This is a genomic window from Paraburkholderia translucens, from assembly GCF_020881035.1.
GTDB lineage: Bacteria > Pseudomonadota > Gammaproteobacteria > Burkholderiales > Burkholderiaceae > Paraburkholderia > Paraburkholderia translucens.
On record NZ_JAJITC010000015.1, the window covers coordinates 16,323 to 39,748 of the forward strand.

Annotated in this window: 18 protein-coding genes; 9 read left to right on the forward strand and 9 right to left on the reverse strand. The window is 66.8% G+C overall.

Features of this window, described 5'->3' with window-relative positions; all coding sequences use genetic code 11:
• Positions 1-86: 86 nt before the first annotated feature.
• Positions 87-992, forward strand: coding sequence for a ProQ/FinO family protein (locus LJ655_RS23710; RefSeq protein WP_230563648.1), 906 nt, complete (start codon positions 87-89; stop codon positions 990-992).
• Between the two features lie 31 nt (positions 993-1,023).
• Here the strand turns inward: LJ655_RS23710 and LJ655_RS23715 are convergent, their stop codons facing one another.
• Positions 1,024-2,373: a TAXI family TRAP transporter solute-binding subunit gene (locus tag LJ655_RS23715; protein WP_230563649.1), complete on the reverse strand. Its 1,350-nt coding sequence runs from the start codon at positions 2,371-2,373 to the stop codon at positions 1,024-1,026.
• A 160-nt stretch (positions 2,374-2,533) separates the two neighbouring features.
• Here LJ655_RS23715 and LJ655_RS23720 point away from each other — a divergent pair, with 160 nt between their 5' ends.
• From LJ655_RS23720 to LJ655_RS23730, 3 genes are all read left to right on the forward strand, one after another.
• Positions 2,534-2,992: a DUF2946 domain-containing protein gene (locus tag LJ655_RS23720; protein WP_230563650.1), complete on the forward strand. Its 459-nt coding sequence runs from the start codon at positions 2,534-2,536 to the stop codon at positions 2,990-2,992.
• Positions 2,993-3,100: 108 nt separating this feature from the next.
• Positions 3,101-4,033, forward strand: coding sequence for a hypothetical protein (locus LJ655_RS23725; protein ID WP_230563651.1), 933 nt, complete (start codon positions 3,101-3,103; stop codon positions 4,031-4,033).
• Between the two features lie 11 nt (positions 4,034-4,044).
• Entirely contained in the window at positions 4,045-4,416 is a 372-nt protein-coding gene (locus tag LJ655_RS23730) for a copper resistance CopC family protein (RefSeq protein WP_230563652.1), read from the forward strand.
• Positions 4,417-4,449: 33 nt separating this feature from the next.
• On the opposite strand, the gene LJ655_RS23735 is transcribed toward LJ655_RS23730, so the two are convergent.
• The gene (locus tag LJ655_RS23735) at positions 4,450-5,337 is read right to left on the reverse strand and encodes a LysR family transcriptional regulator (protein WP_230563653.1); all 888 of its coding nucleotides are present in this window, start codon (positions 5,335-5,337) and stop codon (positions 4,450-4,452) included.
• A gap of 329 nt (positions 5,338-5,666) precedes the next feature.
• Here LJ655_RS23735 and LJ655_RS23740 point away from each other — a divergent pair, with 329 nt between their 5' ends.
• On the forward strand, positions 5,667-6,413 hold the full coding sequence (locus tag LJ655_RS23740) for a glucose 1-dehydrogenase (RefSeq protein WP_230563654.1): 747 nt from the start codon (positions 5,667-5,669) through the stop codon (positions 6,411-6,413).
• Positions 6,414-6,475: 62 nt separating this feature from the next.
• Here LJ655_RS23740 and LJ655_RS23745 read toward each other — a convergent pair whose 3' ends face one another.
• Positions 6,476-7,366 (reverse strand): LysR substrate-binding domain-containing protein, encoded by an 891-nt coding sequence (locus LJ655_RS23745; RefSeq protein WP_230563655.1) that lies wholly within the window; start codon positions 7,364-7,366, stop codon positions 6,476-6,478.
• 119 nt (positions 7,367-7,485) lie between these two features.
• Here LJ655_RS23745 and LJ655_RS23750 point away from each other — a divergent pair, with 119 nt between their 5' ends.
• Both LJ655_RS23750 and phnX read left to right on the forward strand, forming a co-directional pair.
• The gene (locus tag LJ655_RS23750) at positions 7,486-8,739 is read left to right on the forward strand and encodes a 2-aminoethylphosphonate--pyruvate transaminase (protein ID WP_230563656.1); all 1,254 of its coding nucleotides are present in this window, start codon (positions 7,486-7,488) and stop codon (positions 8,737-8,739) included.
• Between the two features lie 48 nt (positions 8,740-8,787).
• On the forward strand, positions 8,788-9,591 hold the full coding sequence (phnX, locus tag LJ655_RS23755; protein WP_230563657.1) for a phosphonoacetaldehyde hydrolase: 804 nt from the start codon (positions 8,788-8,790) through the stop codon (positions 9,589-9,591).
• A 28-nt stretch (positions 9,592-9,619) separates the two neighbouring features.
• Here the strand turns inward: phnX and LJ655_RS23760 are convergent, their stop codons facing one another.
• Positions 9,620-10,519: a LysR family transcriptional regulator gene (locus tag LJ655_RS23760; RefSeq protein ID WP_230563658.1), complete on the reverse strand. Its 900-nt coding sequence runs from the start codon at positions 10,517-10,519 to the stop codon at positions 9,620-9,622.
• A gap of 285 nt (positions 10,520-10,804) precedes the next feature.
• On the opposite strand from LJ655_RS23760, the gene argG reads away from it, so the two are divergent.
• Positions 10,805-12,139 carry an argininosuccinate synthase gene (argG, locus tag LJ655_RS23765; protein ID WP_230563659.1) on the forward strand — a complete coding sequence of 445 codons (1,335 nt, stop codon included), beginning with the start codon at positions 10,805-10,807 and terminating at the stop codon, positions 12,137-12,139.
• 179 nt (positions 12,140-12,318) lie between these two features.
• Entirely contained in the window at positions 12,319-13,350 is a 1,032-nt protein-coding gene (locus tag LJ655_RS23770; protein ID WP_230563660.1) for a diguanylate cyclase domain-containing protein, read from the forward strand.
• A 178-nt stretch (positions 13,351-13,528) separates the two neighbouring features.
• Here LJ655_RS23770 and acnB read toward each other — a convergent pair whose 3' ends face one another.
• The 5 genes from acnB to LJ655_RS23795 form a co-directional block, all read right to left on the reverse strand.
• Entirely contained in the window at positions 13,529-16,114 is a 2,586-nt protein-coding gene (gene acnB, locus LJ655_RS23775) for a bifunctional aconitate hydratase 2/2-methylisocitrate dehydratase (protein WP_230563661.1), read from the reverse strand.
• Positions 16,115-16,440: 326 nt separating this feature from the next.
• A complete protein-coding gene (locus LJ655_RS23780) occupies positions 16,441-19,326 on the reverse strand; it encodes an Hsp70 family protein (protein ID WP_230563662.1) in 2,886 nt (961 codons plus the stop codon).
• On the reverse strand, positions 19,323-21,170 hold the full coding sequence (locus LJ655_RS23785; RefSeq protein WP_230563663.1) for an Hsp70 family protein: 1,848 nt from the start codon (positions 21,168-21,170) through the stop codon (positions 19,323-19,325). The genes LJ655_RS23780 and LJ655_RS23785 overlap by 4 nt, the downstream gene beginning before the upstream one ends.
• Positions 21,167-21,742 carry a DUF2760 domain-containing protein gene (locus tag LJ655_RS23790; RefSeq protein WP_230563664.1) on the reverse strand — a complete coding sequence of 192 codons (576 nt, stop codon included), beginning with the start codon at positions 21,740-21,742 and terminating at the stop codon, positions 21,167-21,169. Before LJ655_RS23790 ends, LJ655_RS23785 begins: the two co-directional genes overlap by 4 nt.
• Positions 21,743-21,982: 240 nt before the next feature.
• Positions 21,983-23,239: a tyrosine-type recombinase/integrase gene (locus LJ655_RS23795; RefSeq protein WP_230563665.1), complete on the reverse strand. Its 1,257-nt coding sequence runs from the start codon at positions 23,237-23,239 to the stop codon at positions 21,983-21,985.
• Between the last annotated feature and the right edge of the window lie 187 nt (positions 23,240-23,426).

Consider the following 23,426-nt stretch of genomic DNA (forward strand, 5'->3'; position numbering starts at 1 on the left):
GTCGCCAGGGCTCGGAGTTGTCGGGAGCGTGAGGGCGCACGCTGATACAATTCGGACTTTACGGATCGACAGATTGGTTGTGCACTATGGGTTTCGAACAACTCGCTGAACTGAAGAAGCAACTGGCCGCGGCGCGCGCCGCCGCCGAGTCCGCCGGCAAGCCCGATCGCAAATCGGCCGCGCGGCCCGCTTCGAAGTCCGCTGGCAAGCCCGCTTCACAGCCTGGTTCACAGCCTGGCTCGCGTCCCCCGCGTGGCGCCAATCCCGGCACGGAGCCGGGTGGCCGGCCCGCTGCGAAGCCGGCCGCGCAGGCCGGCGCCCGCACGGACGGCAAGCCGGGCACGGGACATCGCCGCCCGCGACCGGCGCGCCAAGCGGCGCCCTCGGGCGCGGCGAGCGCGAAACCGGCTGCGGACGCGAAGCCGGTCGATCCGGTGGTGCGCTCGATCGGTCGTCTGCAAAAGCGTTTCCCGGCCGCTTTCCCGAAGAATCCCGCACCGAAGCTGCCGCTGAAGATCGGTATTTTCGAAGATCTCGTCGCGCATGCGAAGGAGCTATCGCTCACCGAAGCCGAGCTGCGCGACGCGATCAAGACGTGGTGCCGTGGCGGCCGCTACTGGAAGAGCCTTGTCGAAGGCGCGGCGCGCGTCGATCTGGCGGGTGTCGAAACCGGCAAGGTCACCGCGCAGGAAGCCGCGGGCGCGCAGCGCCTGCTCGCGCATCGCGCGGCGAAGGGCGCGCAGAAGGCCGCCGAAACTTCGGCAAACGCGAATGCGCAGGCCGTTGCAGGTGCGGCAGGCGACGATGCGGCCGCTGGCACGCCGCACGCCGAAGCCGCGGCATCGGCAGCCGCCGAACCGGCGATTCCGCAAGGGGATGCCGTTGCTGCGTCGCCCGAAGCCGTAGCGGCGAGTGCCGCTGAAAGCGCAAACGCCAAGGCGCACGACGATTCGCAAGCCACCGCTCCAGCCCCCACCCCCTCCCAGGCTTGATTAGCCCTGGCCTGGCCCGTCACCGCCCCGGTCATGAGGCCATGACGGGTCGCGCTGCCGCCAGCCGGTTGCGCACGAACCCCACGTGCTCGCGCAGCACATAAAACGCATCGGCATACGCGAGCGGCATGCGCAGGTGGTTCAGCGCCGTCTCGATCTCGTCGAGTTGCCCTAGCAGCTGCGCGCGCTCTTCGTCGGTTGCGCCGGCGAGCGCGTGCCGCTCGATCGCAATCAGCGAACCGTAATAGCGATAGATACGCGAGCGCACCCGCCACCGGTATAGCGCCGGAATGATCCGCATCGCGGGCACCAGCAGCACGGCGATCGGCAACAGCAAGACGAGCGTGCGATTGCTGATGCTCGCGAGCCAGAACGGCAACGTCCGGTATAGAAAACCTTTGCCGGTCCGGTAATAGCGCTGTGCGTCCTCGCTGATCGCGTACTCGCGAGCCACCGGGCTCGGGAACTGCCCGGCGCCCTGCAACAGTCCCGCGGAGCCGTGCACTTCCTGCGCCGCCTCGATCAATAGATCCGAAATTGCGGGGTGCAGCGTGTTGCGCGCGACGAGCTCCACCGTCGGGCTGATCAGATGCACGGTCTCGGGCGGAATGCGTCGCTTCAGATCGAGTACGCCGGGCGGCAGCTCGATCTGGTCGAGGAACGGAAAGTTGCGGGTATAGGCGCTCGCTTCGTCGAAATTCATCACCGAAATGCCGGGGACGCGCAGCAGCCGCAGCATCAGGCCGCGCGTGGCCGAGTCGCCGCTCAGGATCGCCGCGTCGACCTCGCCGGCGACCAGTTGCGTGGCGGCCTGCAGGCCGTCGCTCGGCACCAGCGTCGTATCCGCGCCGGGCTCGATGCCGTTCGCCGCAAGCAGTTGCAGCGCAAGCAGGCGCGTGCCGCTGCCTTCGCGGCCGATCGCGAGCCGCTTGCCTTCCAGCTGGCCGAGCTCCGTGAGCCCGGAGCCGCGATAGAACACGACGATCGGCACATAGAACAGGCTGCCCAGCGACATCAGCGACGAGGTGTCGAGCCCTTCGACCACCCCGCCTTGCACGAACGCGATATCGACGTGCTGCTTCGGGTCCAGCAGCCGATGCAGGTTCTGCACCGAGCCATCGGATTCGAGCACGTTCAGGACGATGCCGTTGCGCGCGAGGATCTTGCGATACTGGTTCGCGGTGACGATGAACGAACTGTCGCGCGGGCCGGCGCTGATCGTGATCGTGCGCGGCGGCGCCGGATTGGCGATCCACATGATCAGCACGACCGCGAACGCGATCAGCAGCGCCGTGATGACGTAGGGCAGCAGATGCTCGCGCCATTCAGCGCGCGCAGGTTCGTGAGGAAAGTGCGGAGGACGCGGACGCTGCGCTTTCATGAAGACTCCGTGCCAAAAGCCGGGATCACGCATTGTCGCCTGCGTGGGCGGCATTGCCCTCGATGGATCGCCGGAAAAAAGGACGTGCGTGGCATAATTTGCCGCAAATTGCAGTCTGGCAGAAGCGGATTCAAAAAACTCGCGGCGTGGCGCAGGGCGCATGTTGAATCGTTGGCACAGGAAGATCGGCGGTTGGCTGGGATTGCTCGCGATCCTGATGACGACGCTCGCGCCGACGATCTCACAGACGCTCGCCGCCCATTCTCCTGCCGAGGCAATGCCAGGCGAGCATTGCCATATGGCGCCGATGGACGACATGGCGTCGATGCCGGGCATGCAGATGGCGGGCGACACGCCCGATGCCGCCGAGGCCGCCGCCAACCCGCCCCACGAATCCGACGCCGCCAACGATCCCGCCAGCAAGCACGCGCAGATGTCCGGCGACGCTTGCGGCTATTGCAGCCTGCTCGCGCATCTGCCGGTGATGCCGAGCGTCGGCATGTTGTTCGTCGCCGCGGTCCATGCGCGACACCATACGGCCGCGGCGCGCTTCGACAGCGTGCGCCGCGTCGAACCTCTCAGCTTCGCGCAGCCGCGCGCCCCGCCTTCCGCTTCCTGATTCGAGTCACGTATGACGCGATGCGCGAACCCGCATCGCAGATGCTCGCGCGCGTCCATTCGACGGCGCGCGCCCGCATTTTCACAAGCGATCAGACAGGATGCACTCATGCACACACCCGCAACGCGCGACGGTCGTCCGCCGTGCGCCGCGCCGCTCGTCGCGGCCGCCACCTATGTCGCCTACACCGCCTACGCCGCGTGCGGCCTCGCGGGCCTGTTCGCCGCGCCGTCCATCGCACGGGCGCATGCGATCGCGGGCGACCGCGTGTTCCCCGCGACGCTCGCGGTCGACGATCCCGGCGTCGGCGACGAAGCCAACTTCGAGTATGGCCACCAGCGCGTGCCTGGCGACGACGGCGACCAGAGCATCAATACCTTCAGCTTCGAGTACGACAAGCTGATCACACCGCGCCTCGCGGTGTCGATCGATGGCGCCTATCAAATGCAGAACAACCCGCGCGCGGCCGGCTTCAACAATTTCGGCGTCGGCCTCAAGTACCTGCTGTACGTGAACGAACCGCACGAGCTGATGACGTCGATCGGCGTCACGGCGGAGCTTGGCGGTACCTGCAGCCGCGCGATCGCCGACAACTTCTCGACGATCTCGCCGACTGTCTACATCGGCAAGGGCATGGGCGATCTGCCCGATTCGCTCGCGTATCTGCGCCCGCTCGCGATCACGGCCGAGGCGGCCCCCGCGCTCACCACCGGCGCGGGTCAGCCGAACGCGTTCAACTACGGCTTCACCGTGCAGTACAGCCTGCCGTATCTGCAGCAGCACGTGCACGACGCGGGTCTGCCGCAGCCGTTCGCGAACCTGATTCCGCTCGTCGAGATACCACTGTCGCGCAGCCAGGGGCAGACGACCGGCACGGTCAATCCGGGCTTCATCTGGATCAATCGCTACGGACAGTTCGGCGTCCAAGCGCAGATTCCGATCAACCGCGCGAGCGGCTCGCACGTCGGCATTCTGGTGCAGGTGCATCTGTTCTTCGACGACATCGCGCCTGCCACGCTCGGCAAGCCGCTCTTCCAATAAGGAACATGACGATGGACACGATCTTCAGAAATCACGCGATGCGCGCTGCGGCGTTCTTCGCCGGTCTCACGCTCGCGAGCGCGGCTCTCGCGCATGTCTTTCCCCAGAAGCAGGAGCCGGGCGCGGGCGCATCGGTGGCCGCGCCCACGCAGGTCAAACTGACCTTCGACGGACCGCTCGAGCCGGCGTTCAGCTCGCTCACCGTCACCAATGCGAGCGGCAAGCAGGTCAGTACGCAGAAGTCCTCAGTCGATGCGCAGCATCCCGCGGTGATGACGGTGCCACTGCCGGCCCTCGCAGCCGGGCACTACACCGTGCACTGGGTCGCGGTGGCGTCGGACGGGCATCGCACGCATGGGGATTACGGGTTCGACGTGAAGTAGGGCGGCGTGCCGCCGTGCTCGCGCGGGCGCCGCTCAAACCCGCCTGAAGAGCTGCCGCGCGAGCGAGCAGAGCAGCGTCGTCGCGGGCGATTCGTCCTGCAGGCGCCGGCTCATGATGATCGGCGAGGCCGCGCTCGCCGACGGAATCGGCCGGTACGCGACGCCATGCGCGCGTAAGCCTTCGACGCTCTCGGGCACGAGACACACGCCGACCTGCGCGGCGACGAGCCCCAGCGCGGTCTGCAATTCCCTCACTTCATGGATCGCCCTCGGCTCCAGCGCCTGATCGTGCATCGCCGAGATCTGCTGGTCCGCATAGCTCGGCCGCGGCGTGCTCGGATAAACGATCAGCGTTTCCCCCGCGAGCGCCGCGAGCGTGAGCGGCTTCTTCTGCCGCGCGAGCGGATGATCCTGCGGCAACGCGGCGATCATCCGTTCCTCGACCAGCACTTCGCGCGCGAGCTGCGCATCGTCGAACCGCAGCCGGCCAAAGCCGACGTCGATGCGGCCGCCCTTCAATGCGGCCAGCTGCTCGATCGTGAACATCTCGATCAGCGACAGCTCGATATGGGGAGCGGCCTCGCGAAACGAACGGATCACCGCGGGCAGCGCTCCATACAGCGTCGACGGCACGAAACCGATCACGATGCGCTCCGCAAGCTGCGCGAGCCGGCGCGTGAGCGGCGCAAGCTCCTCGGCTTCATCGATCAGACGTTTCGCCTGGGTGTAGAAAATCCGGCCGGCTTCGGTGAGCCGCAGAGGCCGCGAGCCGCGCTCGAATAACGGCAGGCCGACGCTTTCCTCGATCTGCTGGATCTGACGCGACAGCGGCGGCTGCGTCATATGCAGGCGATTGGCCGCCCGCGTGATGTTCATCTCCTCGGCGACCGCGATGAAGTAGCGAAGTTGGCGAAATTCCATGCGTGCCCCTGAGGTGTGATGCGTCGGCGACCAGTATTGCGTGGTCTCGTACGGTGCCCCGCCGCGGTGCTGCGCGAGGGCAACGAATGATAGCAACAGAGCCGTCGAATCGGCGCCAGATCCCGCGCGCAAATGAGGTCGTTGAATTCGATGCGAATCGATTGTTCGCGGGAACCGGCGTATCAATTCGTCGCGAGCCGCTTTATCCCGCGCGGCAAGATGCCTACATTCATGTCCACTGACAGCGCCACTGCGTTTCCAGCAATCGCAGCATGGCCCCGCGGTCCCTCGCGAGGCATGCCGGCGCGAACTCTTTCAAGGACACGATCATGAGCAGGCTCACAGGCAAGGTAGCGGTTGTAACGGGTGCGTCGAAGGGCATTGGTGCGGCGATTGCGAAAGCATTGGCGGCGCAGGGTGCGTCGGTCGTGGTGAACTATGCGTCGAGCCGCGCAGGCGCCGACAAGGTGGTGGCCGATATCACCGCAGCGGGCGGCAAGGCGGTCGCGGTCGGTGGCGACGTGTCGAAGGCCGCGGACGCGAAGGGCATCATCGATGCGGCGATCGAAACTTATGGCAGGCTCGATGTTCTCGTCAATAACGCGGGGGTCTATGAATTCGCGCCGATTGAAGAGATCACCGAAGCACACTTCCATAAGCACTTCGATATCAACGTGCTCGGGCTGCTGCTGGTGACGCAGGCGGCGCTCAAGCATCTGGGCGAAGGTGCGAGCATCGTCAACGTGGGTTCGGTCGCGGCCCGCATCACGCCGCCGACCACCACGGTGTACACGGCCACCAAGGGCGCGGTCGATGCAATCACTGGCGTGCTGGCGAAGGAGCTCGGTCCGCGCAAGATCCGCGTGAATTCGGTGAATCCGGGCATGGTCGAGACCGAGGGCGTTCACAGCGCCGGCGTGATCGGTTCGGACTTCGAAAAGCTCACCATCAGCACGACGCCGCTCGGCCGGATCGGCCAACCCGACGATATTGCGGATGTCGTCGCGTTCCTCGCCTCGAACGATGCGCGCTGGCTGACGGGCGAAAGCCTGATCGCAAGCGGCGGGGCGCACTGAGTCCGACGGAGTTGCCAGCACGAAGGCCGCGCCGCGTTGCGACGGCGCGCGAGCTAGGTGCCCTAAACTTCGCCGCCCGCGACGCGCGTCTCCGCGCCCGGCAACTCCACCGCAAACAACGCATCGAGCAGATTCGACCCTGGCCGCTCGGCGAGCCGGGTCAGCGATTCGGTCATCTGCACGCGGCAATCCAGCAGCGGCACCATGCGGATACGCCGCGACTCCCTGAACTCCGCTCGCGCGATCACGCCGACGCCCATGCCTTGCGCGACCGCTTCCTCCAGCGCTTCGCGGCCATCCACGTAAAGCACGGGCTCGACCTGCAACGACTCGCGCACGAGCTCGATTTCGAGCAACTGCTGGGTGACCGATTGCGGTTCGCGAAAAATCATCGGCTGCTTCACGAGCTCAGCGTAGCTGAGCCGGCGCTTCTTCGCGGCCGGGTAGCCGAGCGGCACCATCGCGACGAGCGGGTCGCGGCGCAGCACGCGCGACTGCAACCGGCTATGGACCTGGGGCGCGGCGGTGATTGCCGCGTCGACCGCGCTCGACAGCACCCTTTGCATGCACTCGGCCGCATTGGCGATCGACAGCGTGACGACGATGCCCGGATGCCGCCGGCGAAACGCGCCGATCAGCGCGACGGCGAGATCGGGCGCATCGGCCGCAAGCGATAGCGAACCCGACTCCAGCCCGCCCGCCGATTGGAGCAACTGACGCGCGTCGCGCTCGCAACTGAGCATATGCCGCGTCACACTGAAGAGGCGCAGGCCGAGCTCGGTCGTCTCGACGCCGCGTGGCCCGCGCTCGAACAGTTTGACGCCGTAATCCTGCTCGAGCCGCCGCACATGGTCCGACACCGCCGGCTGCGTGAGCGACAACGCCTGCGCCGCTTTCGAAAAGCCGCCATGTTCAGCGACTGCATGAAACGCCCGCAATTGCGCGTATTGCACGTGTGCTCCGCCGTCGGATAAGTTTTTACGATATCGTCATCGATTATATCGATTTTACCGATGGACGGCTTTTCTGTATCGTGTGAGGTATCGACCTCAGCGATATCGGAGTTCCGGACATGGAAAGCGCGATCGGCGGTTCGGCGGCGGCATCGGCCGTTGCAGCCGCGGCAACCTCGGTGCCCCGTTGCACGGCGCCCTGCGCCGCGCCGGCGGGCGGCGAGCCTTATCTGCTCACGCCGGGTCCGCTGAGCACGGCGCTGTCGACCAAGGAAGCGATGCTGCGCGACTGGGGCTCATGGGACGGCGACTTCCGCGCCATGACCGCGCAATTGCGCGCGAGCCTGCTCGACATCGCCGGCGACACCGAGGGCGGCTACGACTGCGTGCCGTTGCAGGGCAGCGGCAGCTACTGCGTCGAAGCGATGCTTGCCAGCCTGATTCCGCGCGACGGCCACGCGCTCGTGCTCGCCAACGGTGCGTACGGCAAGCGGGCGGCGACGACGCTCGCCTACCTCGGCCGCACCTGCACACTGCTCGACAAGGGCGATTACCTGCCGCCGCGCGGTGCCGAAGTGGAGCGCATGCTGGCCGCCGATCCGTCGATCACGCACGTCGTCGCGATCCATTGCGAAACGAGCTCGGGCATTCTCAATCCGCTCGATGAAATCGCCGCCGCGGTCGCGAGGCATGGCCGCAAGCTGCTGATCGATTCGATGAGCGCCTTCGGCGCGTTGCCGCTCGACGTTCGGGAAATCGCGTGCGAGGCGTTCGTCTCGTCGGCGAACAAGTGCATCGAGGGCGTGCCGGGGTTCGGCTTCGTGATTGCCCGCAAGAGCGCGCTCGCCGAAGCAAAGGGGCGCAGCCATTCGCTCGCGCTCGATCTCTACGACCAATGGGACGTCATGAATCGCACCGGGCAGTGGCGTTTCACGCCGCCCACGCATACGGTGGCCGCGTTCATCGAGGCGCTGCGTCTGTTCAGGCTCGAAGGCGGGCAGCCGGCGCGGCTCGCGCGCTATGCGAACAATCGCGACGTGCTCGTCGCCGGCATGCGGGAACTTGGCTTCGAGCCGTTGCTCAACGCGCGCTGGCGCTCGCCGGTCATCGTGACGTTTTTCTCGCCGGCGCATCCGTCGTTCGAATTCGAGCGCTTCTATCAACTGATGAAGGAGCAGGGTTTCATCATCTATCCGGGCAAGCTGACGGTGATCGACAGTTTCCGCATCGGCTGCATCGGCCAGGTCGACGAGCACGTGATGCGCCGCGTGGTCGATGCCTGCGCGCAAGCGCTGCGGACCATGGTCGTCACGCACGCGGCGCCGCCGCGCGCCGCGCTCGACGAACGCAAGGCGCTGGCCCAGGCAGCCTGACCCGTCGCGGCAGAGCCAATACATTCGGATTGCAGAGAATCGAAGCAGATGAAACATGTCAAGGCAGTGATTTTCGATTGGGCCGGCACGGTGGTCGACTACGGTTCACGTGCGCCGATGGGCGCGTTCGTCGAGACCTTCGAGCAGTTCGGCGTGCCGATCACGATCGACGAAGCGCGCGGCCCGATGGGCATGGCCAAGCGGCCGCATATCGCGGCGCTGCTGGCGCTGCCGCGCGTCGCGCGGGCGTGGGCCGAGCGCCACGGCCACGCGCCGGGCGACGCCGATATCGACGCCGTGTACGAGGTGTTCGTGCCGAAGAACATCGCGGTCGCGGCGAGCTATAGCGCGGTGATTCCGGGCGTTGCCGAGGTCGCGCGCGCATTGCGCCAGGAGGGCATCCGCATCGGCACGACGACCGGCTATACGCGCGAGATCATCGACGAGATCGTGCCGGGCGCGGCCGCCCAGGGGTTCTCGCCGGACAGCATCGTGTGCACCGGCGACACGCCAGAAGGGCGGCCGGCGCCGTACATGATCTACCGGACGTTGCCGCAGCTCGGCGTGTGGCGCGCGAAAGACGTGATCAAGGTCGACGACACCGAAGTGGGCATCGAAGAGGGCATCAATGGCGGCACGTGGGCGGTGGGCGTCGCCGTGAGCGGCAACGCGTTCGGCATGAGCGAGGCCGAGGTGAAGGGGCTGCCGGCCGGCGAATTCGCCGCGCGCCGCAGCGCAGCGACGGCCAAACTGAAGGCGGCGGGCGCGCATTACGTGATCGACAGCGTCGCGGACCTGATGCCGGTGGTGTATGACATCGACGCGCGGCTTGCGCGCGGCGAGCGGCCCTGACGCGTCGAGCCGACAGCGGCGCCTCGCGTCACTTGAAGAAACCGACCGCGAGATCGATGAACTCGCGCACCTTGCGCGGCACGAACTCGCGGCTCGGATACACCAGCGACACCGCCACGTCGCCATTGAGCACGGAGTAGCCGTCGAGCACGCGGACCAGCGTGCCCGCGCGCAATTCGTCCTGGACCATTTCGAGCGGCAGCAGCGCAATGCCCATTGCGCCGAGCGCGGCCTGCTTCTGCATGATCATGCTGTTGACCGTGAACGAGGCATCGATCGCGATGCTCTCGCCGTCGTCGCCGTCGCCCTTGCGGAAGATCCACATCGGACCGGTCGTGTCGAACGAGGCGGCAATCAGCCTGTGCCCCGCCAGCTCGGCGGGCGCTTGCGGATGACCCGCCTGCGCGAGATACCCGGCCGCGGCCACCGGCACCGCGTGCGAGTTGATCAGACGCCGCACCACCAGCGACTCCGAGCGGATCATATGCTCGGTCACGATGCCGACGTCGAAGCCGCCTTCGAGCAGATCGACGCGTTTTTCCGTCAGCGTGACGCGCAGATTTACCTGCGGAAAGCGTGCCTGATATTCGGCGAACAGCGGCGTGAGCCGGACCAGCGAAAAACTGCCGAGCGCGACGATGCGCAGATCGCCGGCCACTTCGTGCGACGCCGTGGTCGCGCGCGACTCCACTTCCTCCAGTTCGGCGAGCAGTACGCGGCAGCCGTCCGCGTATTGCGCGCCGGCTTCGGTCAGCACGACCTTGCGCGTGGTGCGCTGAAACAGGCGAATGCCGAGATGCTGCTCGAGGCTCGACACATGACGCGTGACGACCGACGTCGACACGTTCAATTGCGCGGCGGCCTGCGCGAAGCTGCCGACATCGGCGACCTTGACGAAAGCCTGCATGGCCTGAAAAAGATTGATCATCTGAGTGCGAAAAACGTTCTTGTCGTAGCGGCCGGGCGGCGGCGCGCTGCGCGATGGTACGCCGGGTCGATAATAAATCGGCCGTGTCAGGACAAATAAAACGTGAATTGATCCGCGAATTCGACACGGGGATATCGCGGCGCAAGGCCGCGCCAGCCGGCGAAATCCAAGGCTGCAAGGCGGTTCACGGTATACTCCCGCGTAACTTGCCTTATCACCAGGCTTGCCCGATACTCACCTGTTACCCCCAAATCCCCCCGTACGTCGAGTTTAACGCTACTGCTTATGAGTACAATCCTTGAAAGTCTTCCGATCGGCCAGAAGGTCGGCATCGCGTTTTCCGGCGGCCTCGACACCAGCGCCGCGCTGCACTGGATGCGCAAGAAGGGCGCCGTGCCGTACGCCTACACGGCCAACCTCGGCCAGCCCGACGAAGACGATTACGATTCGATTCCGCGTCGCGCCACGCAATACGGCGCCGAAGGCGCGCGCCTGATCGACTGCCGCGCGCAACTGGTCGCGGAAGGCATCGCGGCGCTGCAGTGCGGCGCGTTCCATATCTCGACGGCGGGCGTCACCTACTTCAACACGACGCCGATCGGCCGCGCCGTGACGGGCACGATGCTCGTCGCCGCGATGAAGGAAGACGGCGTCAACATCTGGGGCGACGGCAGCACGTACAAGGGCAACGACATCGAGCGCTTCTACCGCTACGGCCTGCTCGTGAATCCCGATCTGAAGATCTACAAGCCGTGGCTCGACCAGTTGTTCATCGACGAACTCGGCGGCCGTTCGGAAATGTCGGAGTTCATGCGTCAGTCTGGCTTCGACTACAAGATGTCGGCTGAAAAAGCGTATTCGACCGACTCGAACCTGCTCGGCGCGACCCACGAAGCGAAGGATCTCGAAAGCCTGGAGTCCGGCATCAAGATCGTGAACCCGATCATGGGCGTCGCGTTCTGGCGCGACGACGTGCAGATCGCGAAGGAAGAGGTCACTATCCGCTTCGAGGAAGGCCAGCCGGTCGCGCTGAACGGCAAGACGTTTGCGAACGCGGTCGAGCTGCTGCTCGAAGCGAACCGTATCGGCGGCCGTCACGGTCTCGGTATGAGCGATCAGATCGAAAACCGCATCATCGAGGCGAAGAGCCGCGGCATCTACGAGGCCCCGGGCCTCGCGCTGCTCAATATCGCTTACGAGCGTCTCGTCACCGGCATCCACAATGAAGACACGATCGAGCAGTTCCGCGAGAACGGCCGCCGTCTGGGCCGTCTGCTCTACCAGGGCCGCTGGTTCGATCCGCAGGCAATCATGCTGCGTGAAACCGCGCAGCGCTGGGTCGCGCGCGCGATCACCGGCGAAGTGAGCGTCGAGCTGCGCCGCGGCAACGACTACTCGATCCTCAGCACGAAGTCGCCGAATCTCACGTATCAGCCTGAGCGTCTGTCGATGGAAAAGGTCGCCTCGACGTTCTCGCCGCGCGACCGTATTGGTCAATTGACGATGCGCAATCTCGACATCAACGACACGCGCGACAAGCTGCGCATCTACTCGCAGGTGGGCCTGCTGTCCTCGAACGAAGCGGCGGCGCTGCCGCAGTTGAAGGGCGATAAAGAGTAAAGCTGCACGTTCGCTCACCTGAACGTCGCATCCATCGATGGGCCGGCTCGCAAGAGTCGGCCCATTTCATTTTGAGCTGCCGGCAGCGCTGCGGCGCTGTCGCCCGATCCCGCGTTCCTGGCTCAAGTTTCGCGCGCCTATGCCGTTGACATAAGCTAAGCCCATTCTGGAACACCGCCGTGCAACTCGCTCACCGTAACGATCGGCTCGCTAGCCGGATGCCACTCGACTCGCCCGCCAACGGTGAGCCCGAGGTGGAATCTTCGGTTATCGAATGGCTGTTGCACGACGATCAGGTGATGCGCGAGTGCTTCACCCACGCGGCAGAGATTCTGAAGAGCGTGACCGGCGCGGCGATTACCGCGATCGTGCTGCTCGACGAGGAGCATCAGCACTATCGCGCCGAGGTCGGCATGGCGATGCCGCTCGTCACGCGGGCGCGTTCGCTAGCCGATTACGCGGTGCGCGACGCCGATCTGTTCGTGATCGAGGATGCGCACAACGACAGCCGCTTTGGCGAATGCATGCTGGTCAAACGCCATCCGTTCGTGCGCTTTTACGCGGCGATCGCGTTGCGCGCGCCGAACGGCGAGATCGTCGGCGCGCTGTGTGCGATGGACCCGGCGCCGGGCCGGCTCGATGCGGGCCAGCGCGGCGTGTTCTATCACCTGCGCGCGATGATCGAAAACGATCTGAAGATGCGCACGGCCACCGCGATCGATCCGCTCACGCAACTGTACAACCGGCGCTTTCTGCTCGAAAGCATCGCGCGACGCTGGAAGGAGGCGCGCGACGGCGATGTGATGGGTTCCGTGGTCGTCGACGTCGACTGGTTCAAGCAGTACAACGATACCTACGGTCATCCGGCCGGCGATCATTGTCTGCGCCAGGTCGCATCGGTGATGCAGGCCGCCGCCGACAGCGAGCGCATCGTGGTCGGGCGCATGGGCGGCGAGGAGTTTGGGCTGCTCGTGCTCGACGCGCAGCCGCCGGTGCTCGAAGACACGCTCGAAACGCTGCGCCGGGGTGTGGCGGATCTCGCGATCGAGCATCGCGCGTCGCCGCTCGGCGTGGTGACGGTCAGCGTCGGCGCGTCGCTGACACGTATCAGCGAGCTGTCGCGGCCCGCGCATCGCGACGGTTTCGCGAGCGCGGATCGGGCGTTGTATCGCTCGAAACACAATGGCCGCAATCGCGTGACGATGGCCTAGCGGGTGTTGGCGATCGCGTCGATATCGCTCGATCTTCCGGCATCCTGGGGTCGGATCGGCCGGTCTTTTGACCCGCTCCGATGCCGCACCACAAAAAAATAGCGCCGCAGACGTTGAGCCTGCGGCGCCATGTTGCGGCGCTACGGCGAGAACAACCCGCCGTAGCCCGTGAGCACCCTTACATCGCGACGGTGTCGGCGACTTCCTTGAAGTCCTCGATCTGGTCGAAGTTCATGTACTGATAGATCTTGTCGCCGTTGGCGCTGAGCACGCCCATGTCGGCCATGTACTCTTCGCGGGTCGGGATCCTGCCCAGACGCGAGCAGATCGCCGCCAGTTCCGCCGAGCCGAGATACACGTTGGTGTTCTTGCCCAGGCGGTTCGGGAAGTTACGGGTCGAGGTCGACATGACCGTCGCGCCTTCGCGCACCTGTGCCTGGTTGCCCATGCACAGCGAGCAGCCCGGCATTTCGGTGCGCGCACCGGCCGTGCCGAAGACGCCGTAATGGCCTTCCTCGGTCAGCTGCTTCTGGTCCATCTTGGTCGGCGGAGCGACCCACAGCTTGACCGGAATGTCGCGCTTGCCTTCCAGCAGCTTCGACGCGGCGCGGAAGTGACCGATATTGGTCATGCACGAGCCGATGAACACTTCGTCGATTTTGGCGCCGGCTACATCGGACAGCGTCTTCACGTCGTCCGGATCGTTCGGGCAGGCGACGATCGGTTCGTGGATGTCGGCCAGATCGATTTCGATGACGGCGGCGTACTCGGCGTCCGCATCCGGCTGCAGCAGTTGCGGGTCGGCCAGCCACTGCTCCATCGCCTTGATGCGGCGCTGCAGGCTGCGCGGGTCCTGGTAGCCCTGGGCGATCATCCACTTCAGCAGCGTGATGTTGCTGTTGAGGTACTCGATGATCGGTTCCTTGTTCAGGTGCACCGTGCAACCAGCGGCCGAACGCTCGGCGGAAGCATCCGACAATTCGAACGCTTGCTCGACCTTCAGATCGGGCAGGCCCTCGATTTCGAGAATGCGGCCCGAGAAGATGTTCTTCTTGCCTTGCTTGGCAACCGTCAGCATGCCCTGCTTGATCGCGTACAGCGGAATCGCGTTGACGAGGTCGCGCAGGGTCACGCCCGGCTGCATCTTGCCCTTGAAGCGGACCAGCACCGATTCCGGCATGTCCAGCGGCATCGTGCCGGTAGCGGCGGCGAAGGCGACGAGGCCCGAACCGGCCGGGAAGCTGATGCCGATCGGGAAGCGCGTGTGCGAGTCGCCGCCGGTGCCGACGGTGTCGGGCAGCAGCATGCGGTTCAGCCACGAGTGGATCACGCCGTCGCCCGGGCGCAGCGCGATGCCGCCACGGTTGCTGATGAAGTTCGGCAGGGTCTGGTGGGTCTTCACGTCCACCGGCTTCGGATAAGCGGCGGTGTGGCAGAACGACTGCATGACGAGGTCGGCCGAGAAGCCGAGGCACGCCAGGTCCTTGAGTTCGTCGCGGGTCATCGGGCCCGTGGTGTCCTGCGAGCCGACCGAGGTCATCCTTGGTTCGCAGTACGTGCCCGGACGGACGCCCTGGCCTTCCGGCAGGCCGCAGGCGCGGCCGACCATCTTCTGGGCCAGCGAGAAGCCACGGCCGCTGTTGGCCGGCTGCTGCGGCAGGCGGAACAGGGTCGACGGCGCGAGGCCCAGCGCTTCACGCGCCTTGGCGGTCAGACCGCGGCCGATGATGAGCGGAATGCGGCCGCCGGCGCGCACTTCGTCGAACAGCACGTCGGACTTGACCTGGAACTCGGCGATCACTTCGCCGTTCTTCAACGCCTTGCCTTCGTACGGGCGCAGTTCGACCACGTCGCCCATTTCCATCTTCGAGACGTCGAGTTCGATCGGCAGGGCGCCGGCGTCTTCCATCGTGTTGTAGAAGATCGGCGCGATCTTGCCGCCCAGGCACACGCCGCCGAAGCGCTTGTTCGGGATGAAGGGGATGTCTTCACCCGTGAACCACAGCACCGAATTGGTCGCCGACTTGCGCGAGGAGCCGGTGCCGACCACGTCGCCCACGTAAGCGACCAGGTGGCCTTTTTCCTTCAGCGATTCGATGAACTTGACCGGGCCGCGCTTGCCGTCTTCCTCCGGGGTGATGCCGGGACGGGCGTTCTTCAGCATCGCCAGCGCGTGCAGCGGAATGTCCGGACGCGTGGTGGCGTCCGGGGCAGGCGACAGGTCGTCGGTATTGGTTTCGCCCGTCACCTTGAAGACGGTGATGGTCAGGCTTTGCGGCACTTCCGGACGGCTCGTGAACCATTCGGCGTCGGCCCAGCTTTGCAGCACGGCTCGGGCGTTGGCGTTGCCCTTGTCGGCCAGTTCCTTGACGTCGTGGAACTGGTCGAACATGAGCAGGGTTTTCTTCAGCGCATCGGCGGCAACGGTGCCCACTGCGGCGTCGGACAGCAGCTCGATCAGCGGCTGAATGTTGTAGCCGCCCAGCATCGTGCCGAGCAGTTCGGTGGCGCGCTCACGCGAGATCAGCGCGCAGGCGGTCTGGCCTTTGGCCACGGCGGCGAGGAAACCGGCCTTCACGCGGGCAGCTTCGTCCACGCCGGCGGGCACGCGGTTCGTGATCAGATCGAGCAGGGTCTGCTCTTCACCGGCGGGCGGGTTCGTCAGGAGTTCCACCAGCTCGGCGGTCTGCTGAGCGGTCAGCGGGAGGGGAGGAATGCCGAGAGCGGCGCGGGCGGCCGCGTGTGCACGAAAGTTTTCAAGCATGGGGGACCTGCTGGTATTTGCGTTTCAGGGGAAGGCTTCCAAGGCACTCCAGGTGCTGTGCCGGGCACTGCTTTGGCCGCGATTTTAATGGCAATACCGCTGCTAGGTCAAATGTCTTATGTCTTATATAAGAGTTGGGCGTGGCACGCGTTGGAATTCGAGCCGAGCGGCCGTGGAGCGATGCGCGGCGGCCTGCCGACCTGAGTCGATTCGATCTTGATGGCGGCTTTCATGACTGCTTCGAACGGCAAGCAGGCGGTGATTCATCTTGTACGCGGGCTTTTTTCGCCGCGTGCGACGAACGTTCGCGAAGGCACCCGTTTGCCTTAACCGCCGATCAGCTTCAGCCCCGCCGGCAGCGATTCACCGAACACGCGGCCTTCGTCGGCGTTATCGAGCGCGACGACTTCGCTGACCATCGTGATCCACGCACGCGGCGCGCTTGCCGCTTCGAGGCGGCGCACGACGCTCGCGCGCAGCGCGTCGGGCAGATCGCGCGAGCGGTCGCCGGTCATGCGGGCGATTTGCACGGCGGCGAACGCGGCGGGGTCGACCTTCTTCCAGTCGAGCGCGAGGATCGCGTCGAGCCATTGCGCGGCGCGCTCGGGCGGCACGACGCTATGCGCGCTGCCATAGAACGGCTGGCGCGCGCCGATACGGCCGACCGCCCACCAGCTTTGATGGTTCTCAGCGGGCTTTTTCAGGCGCGCGAGCACCGCCTCGCCGAGTTCGATCTTGCGCTCGGCCGGAATCCGTTCGAGCGAGGCGGACAGACGAACCATGTCGGCGAAGCCGGTCTTCGCGACATCGAACGGCAGTTTGTGACGCGATTGCGCCGCCTTCTGCAGATAGTCCATCGCGTCGAGCACGCGCAACTGCGCGTCTTCGCTCAGACCGCCGGCCGCGCGGCGCCACAGCGTCCACCATTCGGACCATACCTGGCTGTCGGTGACGTACTGGATGCCGTCGTCGAACAGCGTCCACAGTTGCTCGACGCGCCATTCGTCGAGCGGATAGCCGAAGCCGGGCCGCACGCAATAACCGGCCAGATTCAGCCACAGCCGCTCGTGATCCGCCGAGCGGCGCCGGCGCCGCGCGCGTTCCCACAGCGCGCCGAACAGTTCGCGCAGCAACGCGCTGCCCCAGCTATCGCGCGGGCCGAGCAGATGTTCGAGCTGCGCGCGCAGCCGTTTGATTTCCTTCGGGTCGACCTTTTGCGCGCGTGAGCCATAGCAGCGGTCGATCAGTTCGAGCGCGCGGTCGAGGGCGGGGTGGCGTTGCCGCGCGCCATCGGCGGGCAGATTTACCTGCGCGTCGTCGCGGCGCAGCTGGAATTCGAGCAGCCAGCGTTGCCGCGGCTCGTCGAGCTCGATGCAATGCACGTCGAGCGTGCCGACCTCGGTCAGCGAGGTCGCGATGCGCACCGCGGTTTCGCGCGCGCTGCGGCCCTCGCGCGCTTGCACGATGGTTGCGATCGGCGGCAGGCGCACGAAGTCGCCGCCCGTGAGAGCGACCAGCTCGCCGGGCTGATAGGCGGTATCCGCGCTCGACGACACCAGGTGAAATCGCACCGGAGCGCCAAGCCGCAGCGCGAAAGTGCGATCGGCGATCAGGATCTCGTGGCCTTCCTCGGTGCCGCGCGGCAGCAGACAGATGCCGAGTTGCACCGGCGCCGCTTCCGGCTCGGCGTCGTCTGTGCCAGCCGGCGTTTCGTCGAGCACCAGAAAATAGCTGCGCGGCGAACCGCCGCCGATCTTCGGCGCGAAGCCCGCGCGCGCAAGCGTATAGGCAACGGCGCCGCGCGCGACCGCGACGTCGGGGTCGTCGTTGTGCAGCACGTTGAGCGGCGCGCCGCGCCAGCCACCCAGCGTATCGGCGAGGCGCCGCGACAGCGCGTCGGCGCGGAATACGCCGCCGTTCAGCAACAGCGTATCGGGAACGGGCAGGGCGGCGGCGTCGGCCGAGCGGGCATCCGCGCCGAGGGCCTTGCGCGATTGTGCGGCGAAGCGCTCGAGAAACGCTGCGATATGCCGCGTGACCGCGGCGTCGGTCGCGTACGGCAGGCCGAACTCGACGATCGCGCCGCGCGGCCGTCCGGGGCGCTCATTGGCGGCCACCCGCGGAAAGAAGCCATCGACGATGATCCTCTCGACCTCGTCGCGCGTGAGCTGCGCGGAGCGCGCGCCACCGATCAGCTTCGAGCCCGCGCCGAGCAGCGTGACCGACACCGACTCCGGCGCCTGCGCGCCGAGCAATTGCTCCTTTGCGACGCGGCACCGTTCGACCAGTTGCGAGAGGCTCGCCGCCGAGAGCCGCTGCGGCGCCTGTCCACCGGCCGCGCCACCATCAGCGCCACTGGCGCCACCCGTCAGCCGCGCCTCGAGCAGATGCGCGAGCGCGAGGTCCATGTTGTCGCCGCCGAGCATCAGGTGATTGCCTACGCCGACGCGAGTCAGGCGCGGCTCGCCGTCCTCGGTGAGACCGACTTCGACGAGCGTCAGATCGGTCGTGCCGCCGCCGACGTCGCAGATCAGCACGAGCCGGGTCGCCGCGAGCGCGTCGGCGAGGCTCTCGCGATGCTGGAACAGCCAGTCGTAGAACGCGGCCTGCGGCTCCTCGAGCAGCCTCAGCGACGGCAGGCCCGCGAGCCGCGCCGCCTCGACGGTCAAGGCGCGCGCGCCTTCGTCGAACGACGCGGGCACCGTCAGCACCACGTCCTGCTGTTCGAGCGGGGCCTGCGGGAAGTGCTGGTTCCAGGCGGCACGCACGTGCGCGAGGTAGCTCGCGCTCGCGTCGAGCGGCGAGATCTTGCGGACCTCGTCGGGCGCGCCCCACGGCAGAATCGGCGCGACGCGATCGACCGACGCATGCGACAGCCAGCTTTTCGCGCTCGTGACGAGCCGCCCCGGCACCTGCGCGCCGAGCAGCCGGGCGAGCCGGCCGACCACGACCGGCTGCTCGGCGTGCTTGCCTCGGTCCGCGCTTGTGCTTGCGGCGGACCACGGCAGTTGCAGGTCGGCCGCGCTCAACTCGCCGTCGCCCGCCTGATAGCGCACCGACGGCAACAGCGGCCGCGCGGCGACCTCGCCGGGGCTCACCAGCTGCTCGATCTCGAACACCCGGATCTGCTGCGATCCGGCTTGCGCATAGGCGAGCACCGTGTTGCTGGTGCCGAGATCGATGCCGACGCTGTACCGCTTCATTTCAGTCATGCATTCGCGTTGCCGCGCACGTCGAATTCGACCTTCCAGCGCTCGTCGGAGCCGCGCGGGATGGCTTCCAGTTCGAGCGTGCCGGTTTCGGTCACGCGCGCATGCAGCTTCACCGGCACGACTTCACCGGCGGTGCGGCCGGCCGCCGGCAGCGTCGCCTGGATTTCCTCGAGCTCCTGCAACTCCTCGGGGCTCCAGAAATCGAGCAGCGTGCCGACCTGATCCTGACGACGCACCGACGAGCCGAAGAAGCGGAAATGCACCGGCTCACCGACGACCAGCCCGAACTCCTGCGCGGGCAACTCGGCTTCGGTGCCTTCTTCCATGCCGAACGGCGCGATGCACAGGGCCTGCACCGGCGGTTCGAGCCCGGGCACGGCCGGCATCGCAGATTCGATCGCGATGTAGTACGCCCGGGCGGTGCCGCCGCGAATCCGCACGCCGCGGCCGCGTCGCACGTAGCCGTAGTAGGCCGCGCCGCGCGCGACCGCCAGATCGAGGTCGGCGCCTTCGAGCAGACGCGCGGGCGCCACGCCTTCGGCCGCGAGCCAGCCGTTCAGCGTATCCATGATGCGTTCGACCAGCAGCGCCGACTTGAACACGCCGCCGTTGAACAGCACCGCGGTCGGATGCAGGAAGCTCGCGTTTGGCGCGACGTGCTCGCGCAGCCCTTCGAGTTCGGCCAGCGCGCCGACCTGACGGCCGAGGAACGCCGCCAGGTGGCGCGTGATGCCGGCGTCCTGCGCATACGGCAGACCGAGCTGCGTCAGACCGGCCCGCGCGCGGCTCACCGGACGCGCGGCGCTGTCGACCGGCGGGAAGAAGCCGTCGAGGATCGTCTGCGTGAGTTCGGCGCGCGTCAGCTCGGTGCGGATCGAGCCGCCGATCAGCTTCGAGCCGCGGCTCGGCACGACGAGCGGCACGGTGTCGGTGGCGGAGTCGGACAGCAGCGTCTCTTTCGCCGCGCGGCACGCGTAGGTGAGCGCGCGCAGTTGCCATGCGTCGGCCTGGGTGCCCTGCGCCGCGAGCTTGCGCGCGACGACATGCGCGAGCGCGAGGTCCATGTTGTCGCCGCCGAGCAGGATGTGCTCGCCGACCGCGACGCGATGCAGTTCGAGATTGCCGTCGCGCTCGATCACCGCGATCAGCGACAGGTCGGTCGTGCCGCCGCCGACGTCGACGACGAGGATGATGTCGCCGACCTTGACCTGCTTGCGCCACTGGCCGCCGCTTTTCTGGATCCAGCTATAGAGCGCCGCCTGCGGCTCTTCGAGCAGCGTCATGCGCGTGAAACCGGCGGCCTCGGCGGCTTCGGCGGTCAGCTCGCGCGCGGCGGGGTCGAACGACGCGGGAATCGTCACGGTGACGTCCTGCTCGCCGAACGGCGCGTCAGGATGCGCGTGGTCCCACGCCTCGCGCAGGTGGGTCAGATAGCGCACCGAGCTTTCGAGCGGCGACACGCGCGCGACTTCGGGCGGCGCGTCGTTCGGCAGAATGCCCGCGCGACGGTCGACGCCCGGATGGCAGAGCCAGCTTTTCGCGCTCGACACGAGCCGGATCGGCGTGCCGGCGCCGCGGCTGCGCGCGAATTCGCCGACCGCGAATTCGCGTTGACCGGTCCACGGCAGGTAGAGATCGCCGGAAGCCAGTTCATCGGGGTGGGGCAGGTAGAGGAACGACGGCAACAGCGGCAGGTCATTGATGGCGCCCGGGCCCGTGAGCTGCGCGATCGGCAGCACCTCCTGGGTGGTTTTCTCGCCGTCGCTCGCGTGCGTGTCCACGTAGGACAGCGCGCAGTGCGTGGTGCCGAGGTCGATGCCGATCGAATAGCGTGCGTCGCTCATAGCTCCACCTCCGCCGGTGCGATGACCTTCGCGTTATGGCCGTCGGCGAGCTTCGGCAGCCGCACGTCGTCGACGCGCCAGCCGCGATGGCTGATGCTGCCGCTAAACGGCGCGCTGCCGACGACGTTGCCGGTCAGGCGCACCGAGCTCGCATCGAAACCCTCGGGCAGCGTCACGCGGCTGCCTTCCGCTTCGTCGCGCACCGGGCGGATCGTGAAGTGCTCGCGCAGCGTCGCGCGGCAGCCTTCGTGCACGAGACGCGCCGCCGCGCCGATGTCGGCGTCGCTATAGCCCTTGATGTCTTCCTCGACGAAATCGATGAAGCGTGCATCACGTTGCAGCAGGCCGAGCAGTTGCAGCGCGGCGTCGGGGGTGGCCTCCTTCAGCACCGGCGCGGGTTGCGGCTTCGGTTGCGCAGCGGGGGCCGGCGCGGGGGTTGCGGCGGCGTCGATCTTTTCGCCGTTACGCAGGCGCAGCACGTCGGCGGCGAAGCCGCCATTGCCGAGAATGCTGAAAAATGTGCCCACGGCCAGGGAAATCCGGCCGAGGAAGGATGGGTTCGAATCGCTCATAAAGGCTCCTGATCTGCTCTGTTTGGGACGAGCGGTCCTTGCCGGGCCGGGACGCCTGGTGACCCGGTTCGGCCGCGCGTGCGGCGCGCGCAAAAGCCGTATTTTGCCTTGCGGCGCGCCCGACGCGGGCAAAGCCGGCAATTCTAGCGGGCAAGGGGGTGGGATTGGCGGGGCGTGGGGGGAAGGACGACGAGACGGGAGCGCAGGCATCCCGGCGCGTTTCAGACGCCCGATTCGCGCTTAATTGCCACCGGCCTTGCCTGCTTTGGACTTCGCATCGCCCCAGTTCATCCGATGCCGATTGACGGTCTCGGTATGGCGCGCGTCGTCCTCGGTGTGCAGGTAGAGGCTGGTCGTGTTCAGCGAGACGTGGCCGAGATTGTCGCGGATCGTGCGCAGATCGACGCCGCCGTCCGCCTGATGCGAACCGGCCGTATGCCGCAGCCAGTGCGCCGATGCGCGCTCCAGCTCGGCGGCGCGATCGGCGAACTCCGGGCCGCGCGCGCGCAACCACGCGGCCGCGCCCGCGAAGATGCCCTTGATCGCGTCGTGAATCGCCGAGCGCGAAAGGCAGCGGTTGCGGCCCTTGAAAGGCAGCACGAGCGGCGTGTCCTCGGCGCGGGTCGGCAGCGCGGCGAGGCCGTTCAGCGTCCGGTAGCTGCGCAGTTCCTGAACCAGCTCGGCCGACACCGGCACGATGCGCTCCTTGTCGCCCTTGCCGAGCGTTTCGAGCCACCACTGGTCCTGACCGTCGGCGCCAAGCCGTCTGAAGAACTGCCCCATCTGCCCGCCGGCGACCTCGGAGATGCGCATGCCTTGCAGATAGAACAGGGTGGTCAGCCAGCGGCAGCGCGCGTAATACGCGCGTTGCGCGTCGCTGTCCACAGGCAGTTGCTCGACGAACAGCTTCACTTCGTCCCACAGCGATGTCGACAGGTAGCGCGTGACGCGCGGCGCGGAGCGCTTCGCGCGCTGCCGCAGCAGCGCCATCGGGTTGCCGCGCAGATAGCCGGCGTTGACGAGCCACGTGAACATCGCGTTCAGGATGATCAGCGCCTGGCGCTGGCTGGCCGGCGACAGCGGCCCATTGAACGGCCGCCAGCGTGCGTCGCTGCGCGCGTACTTGCCGCCGTTTGCCGACACCCAGCGCGCGGCCGGCTGCGGATCGGCGATGAACGCCTTGAACAGCAGCAGATCCTCGTGCGTCAGCGACGAAAGCGGCTTGCCGAGCTGCACGACCGCCCACAGCAGCAGGCGCTCGGCTTCCTTGCGGTAGTTGTCGAAAGTGGTTTTGGTGTCCGCGTAATTGGAGAGCCACGCGCGCACGGCGTCGAGATCGTTGCGGGCCGACAATTGCGAGCTGCCGGCCGCGCCACGATTGGTACCGTCGCGGCCATCGAGCAGCTCGGGCACGACGAGCGATTCGACGGGCTGGACGGTGGCGAGCCCGGCGTTCGGGGCAGCGTTCGCGGCAGTATTCGGCACGGCTTTGGACACGGTTCGGGACACTCCTCGGGCGCACGCCGGTTGGCGTCATTCTGCTCCGCTCGGGCACCGTCAGCGACGCTTGCCCGAGAGAAAAGCAGTGCCCGCTCTATTGCGGACGAAACGCGAAACCCTATCACACAGTCGGCTGCGGCTGGCGCAAAACAGGCGAGCGCGCTCGAGCGTCGCCGCGCTCCCG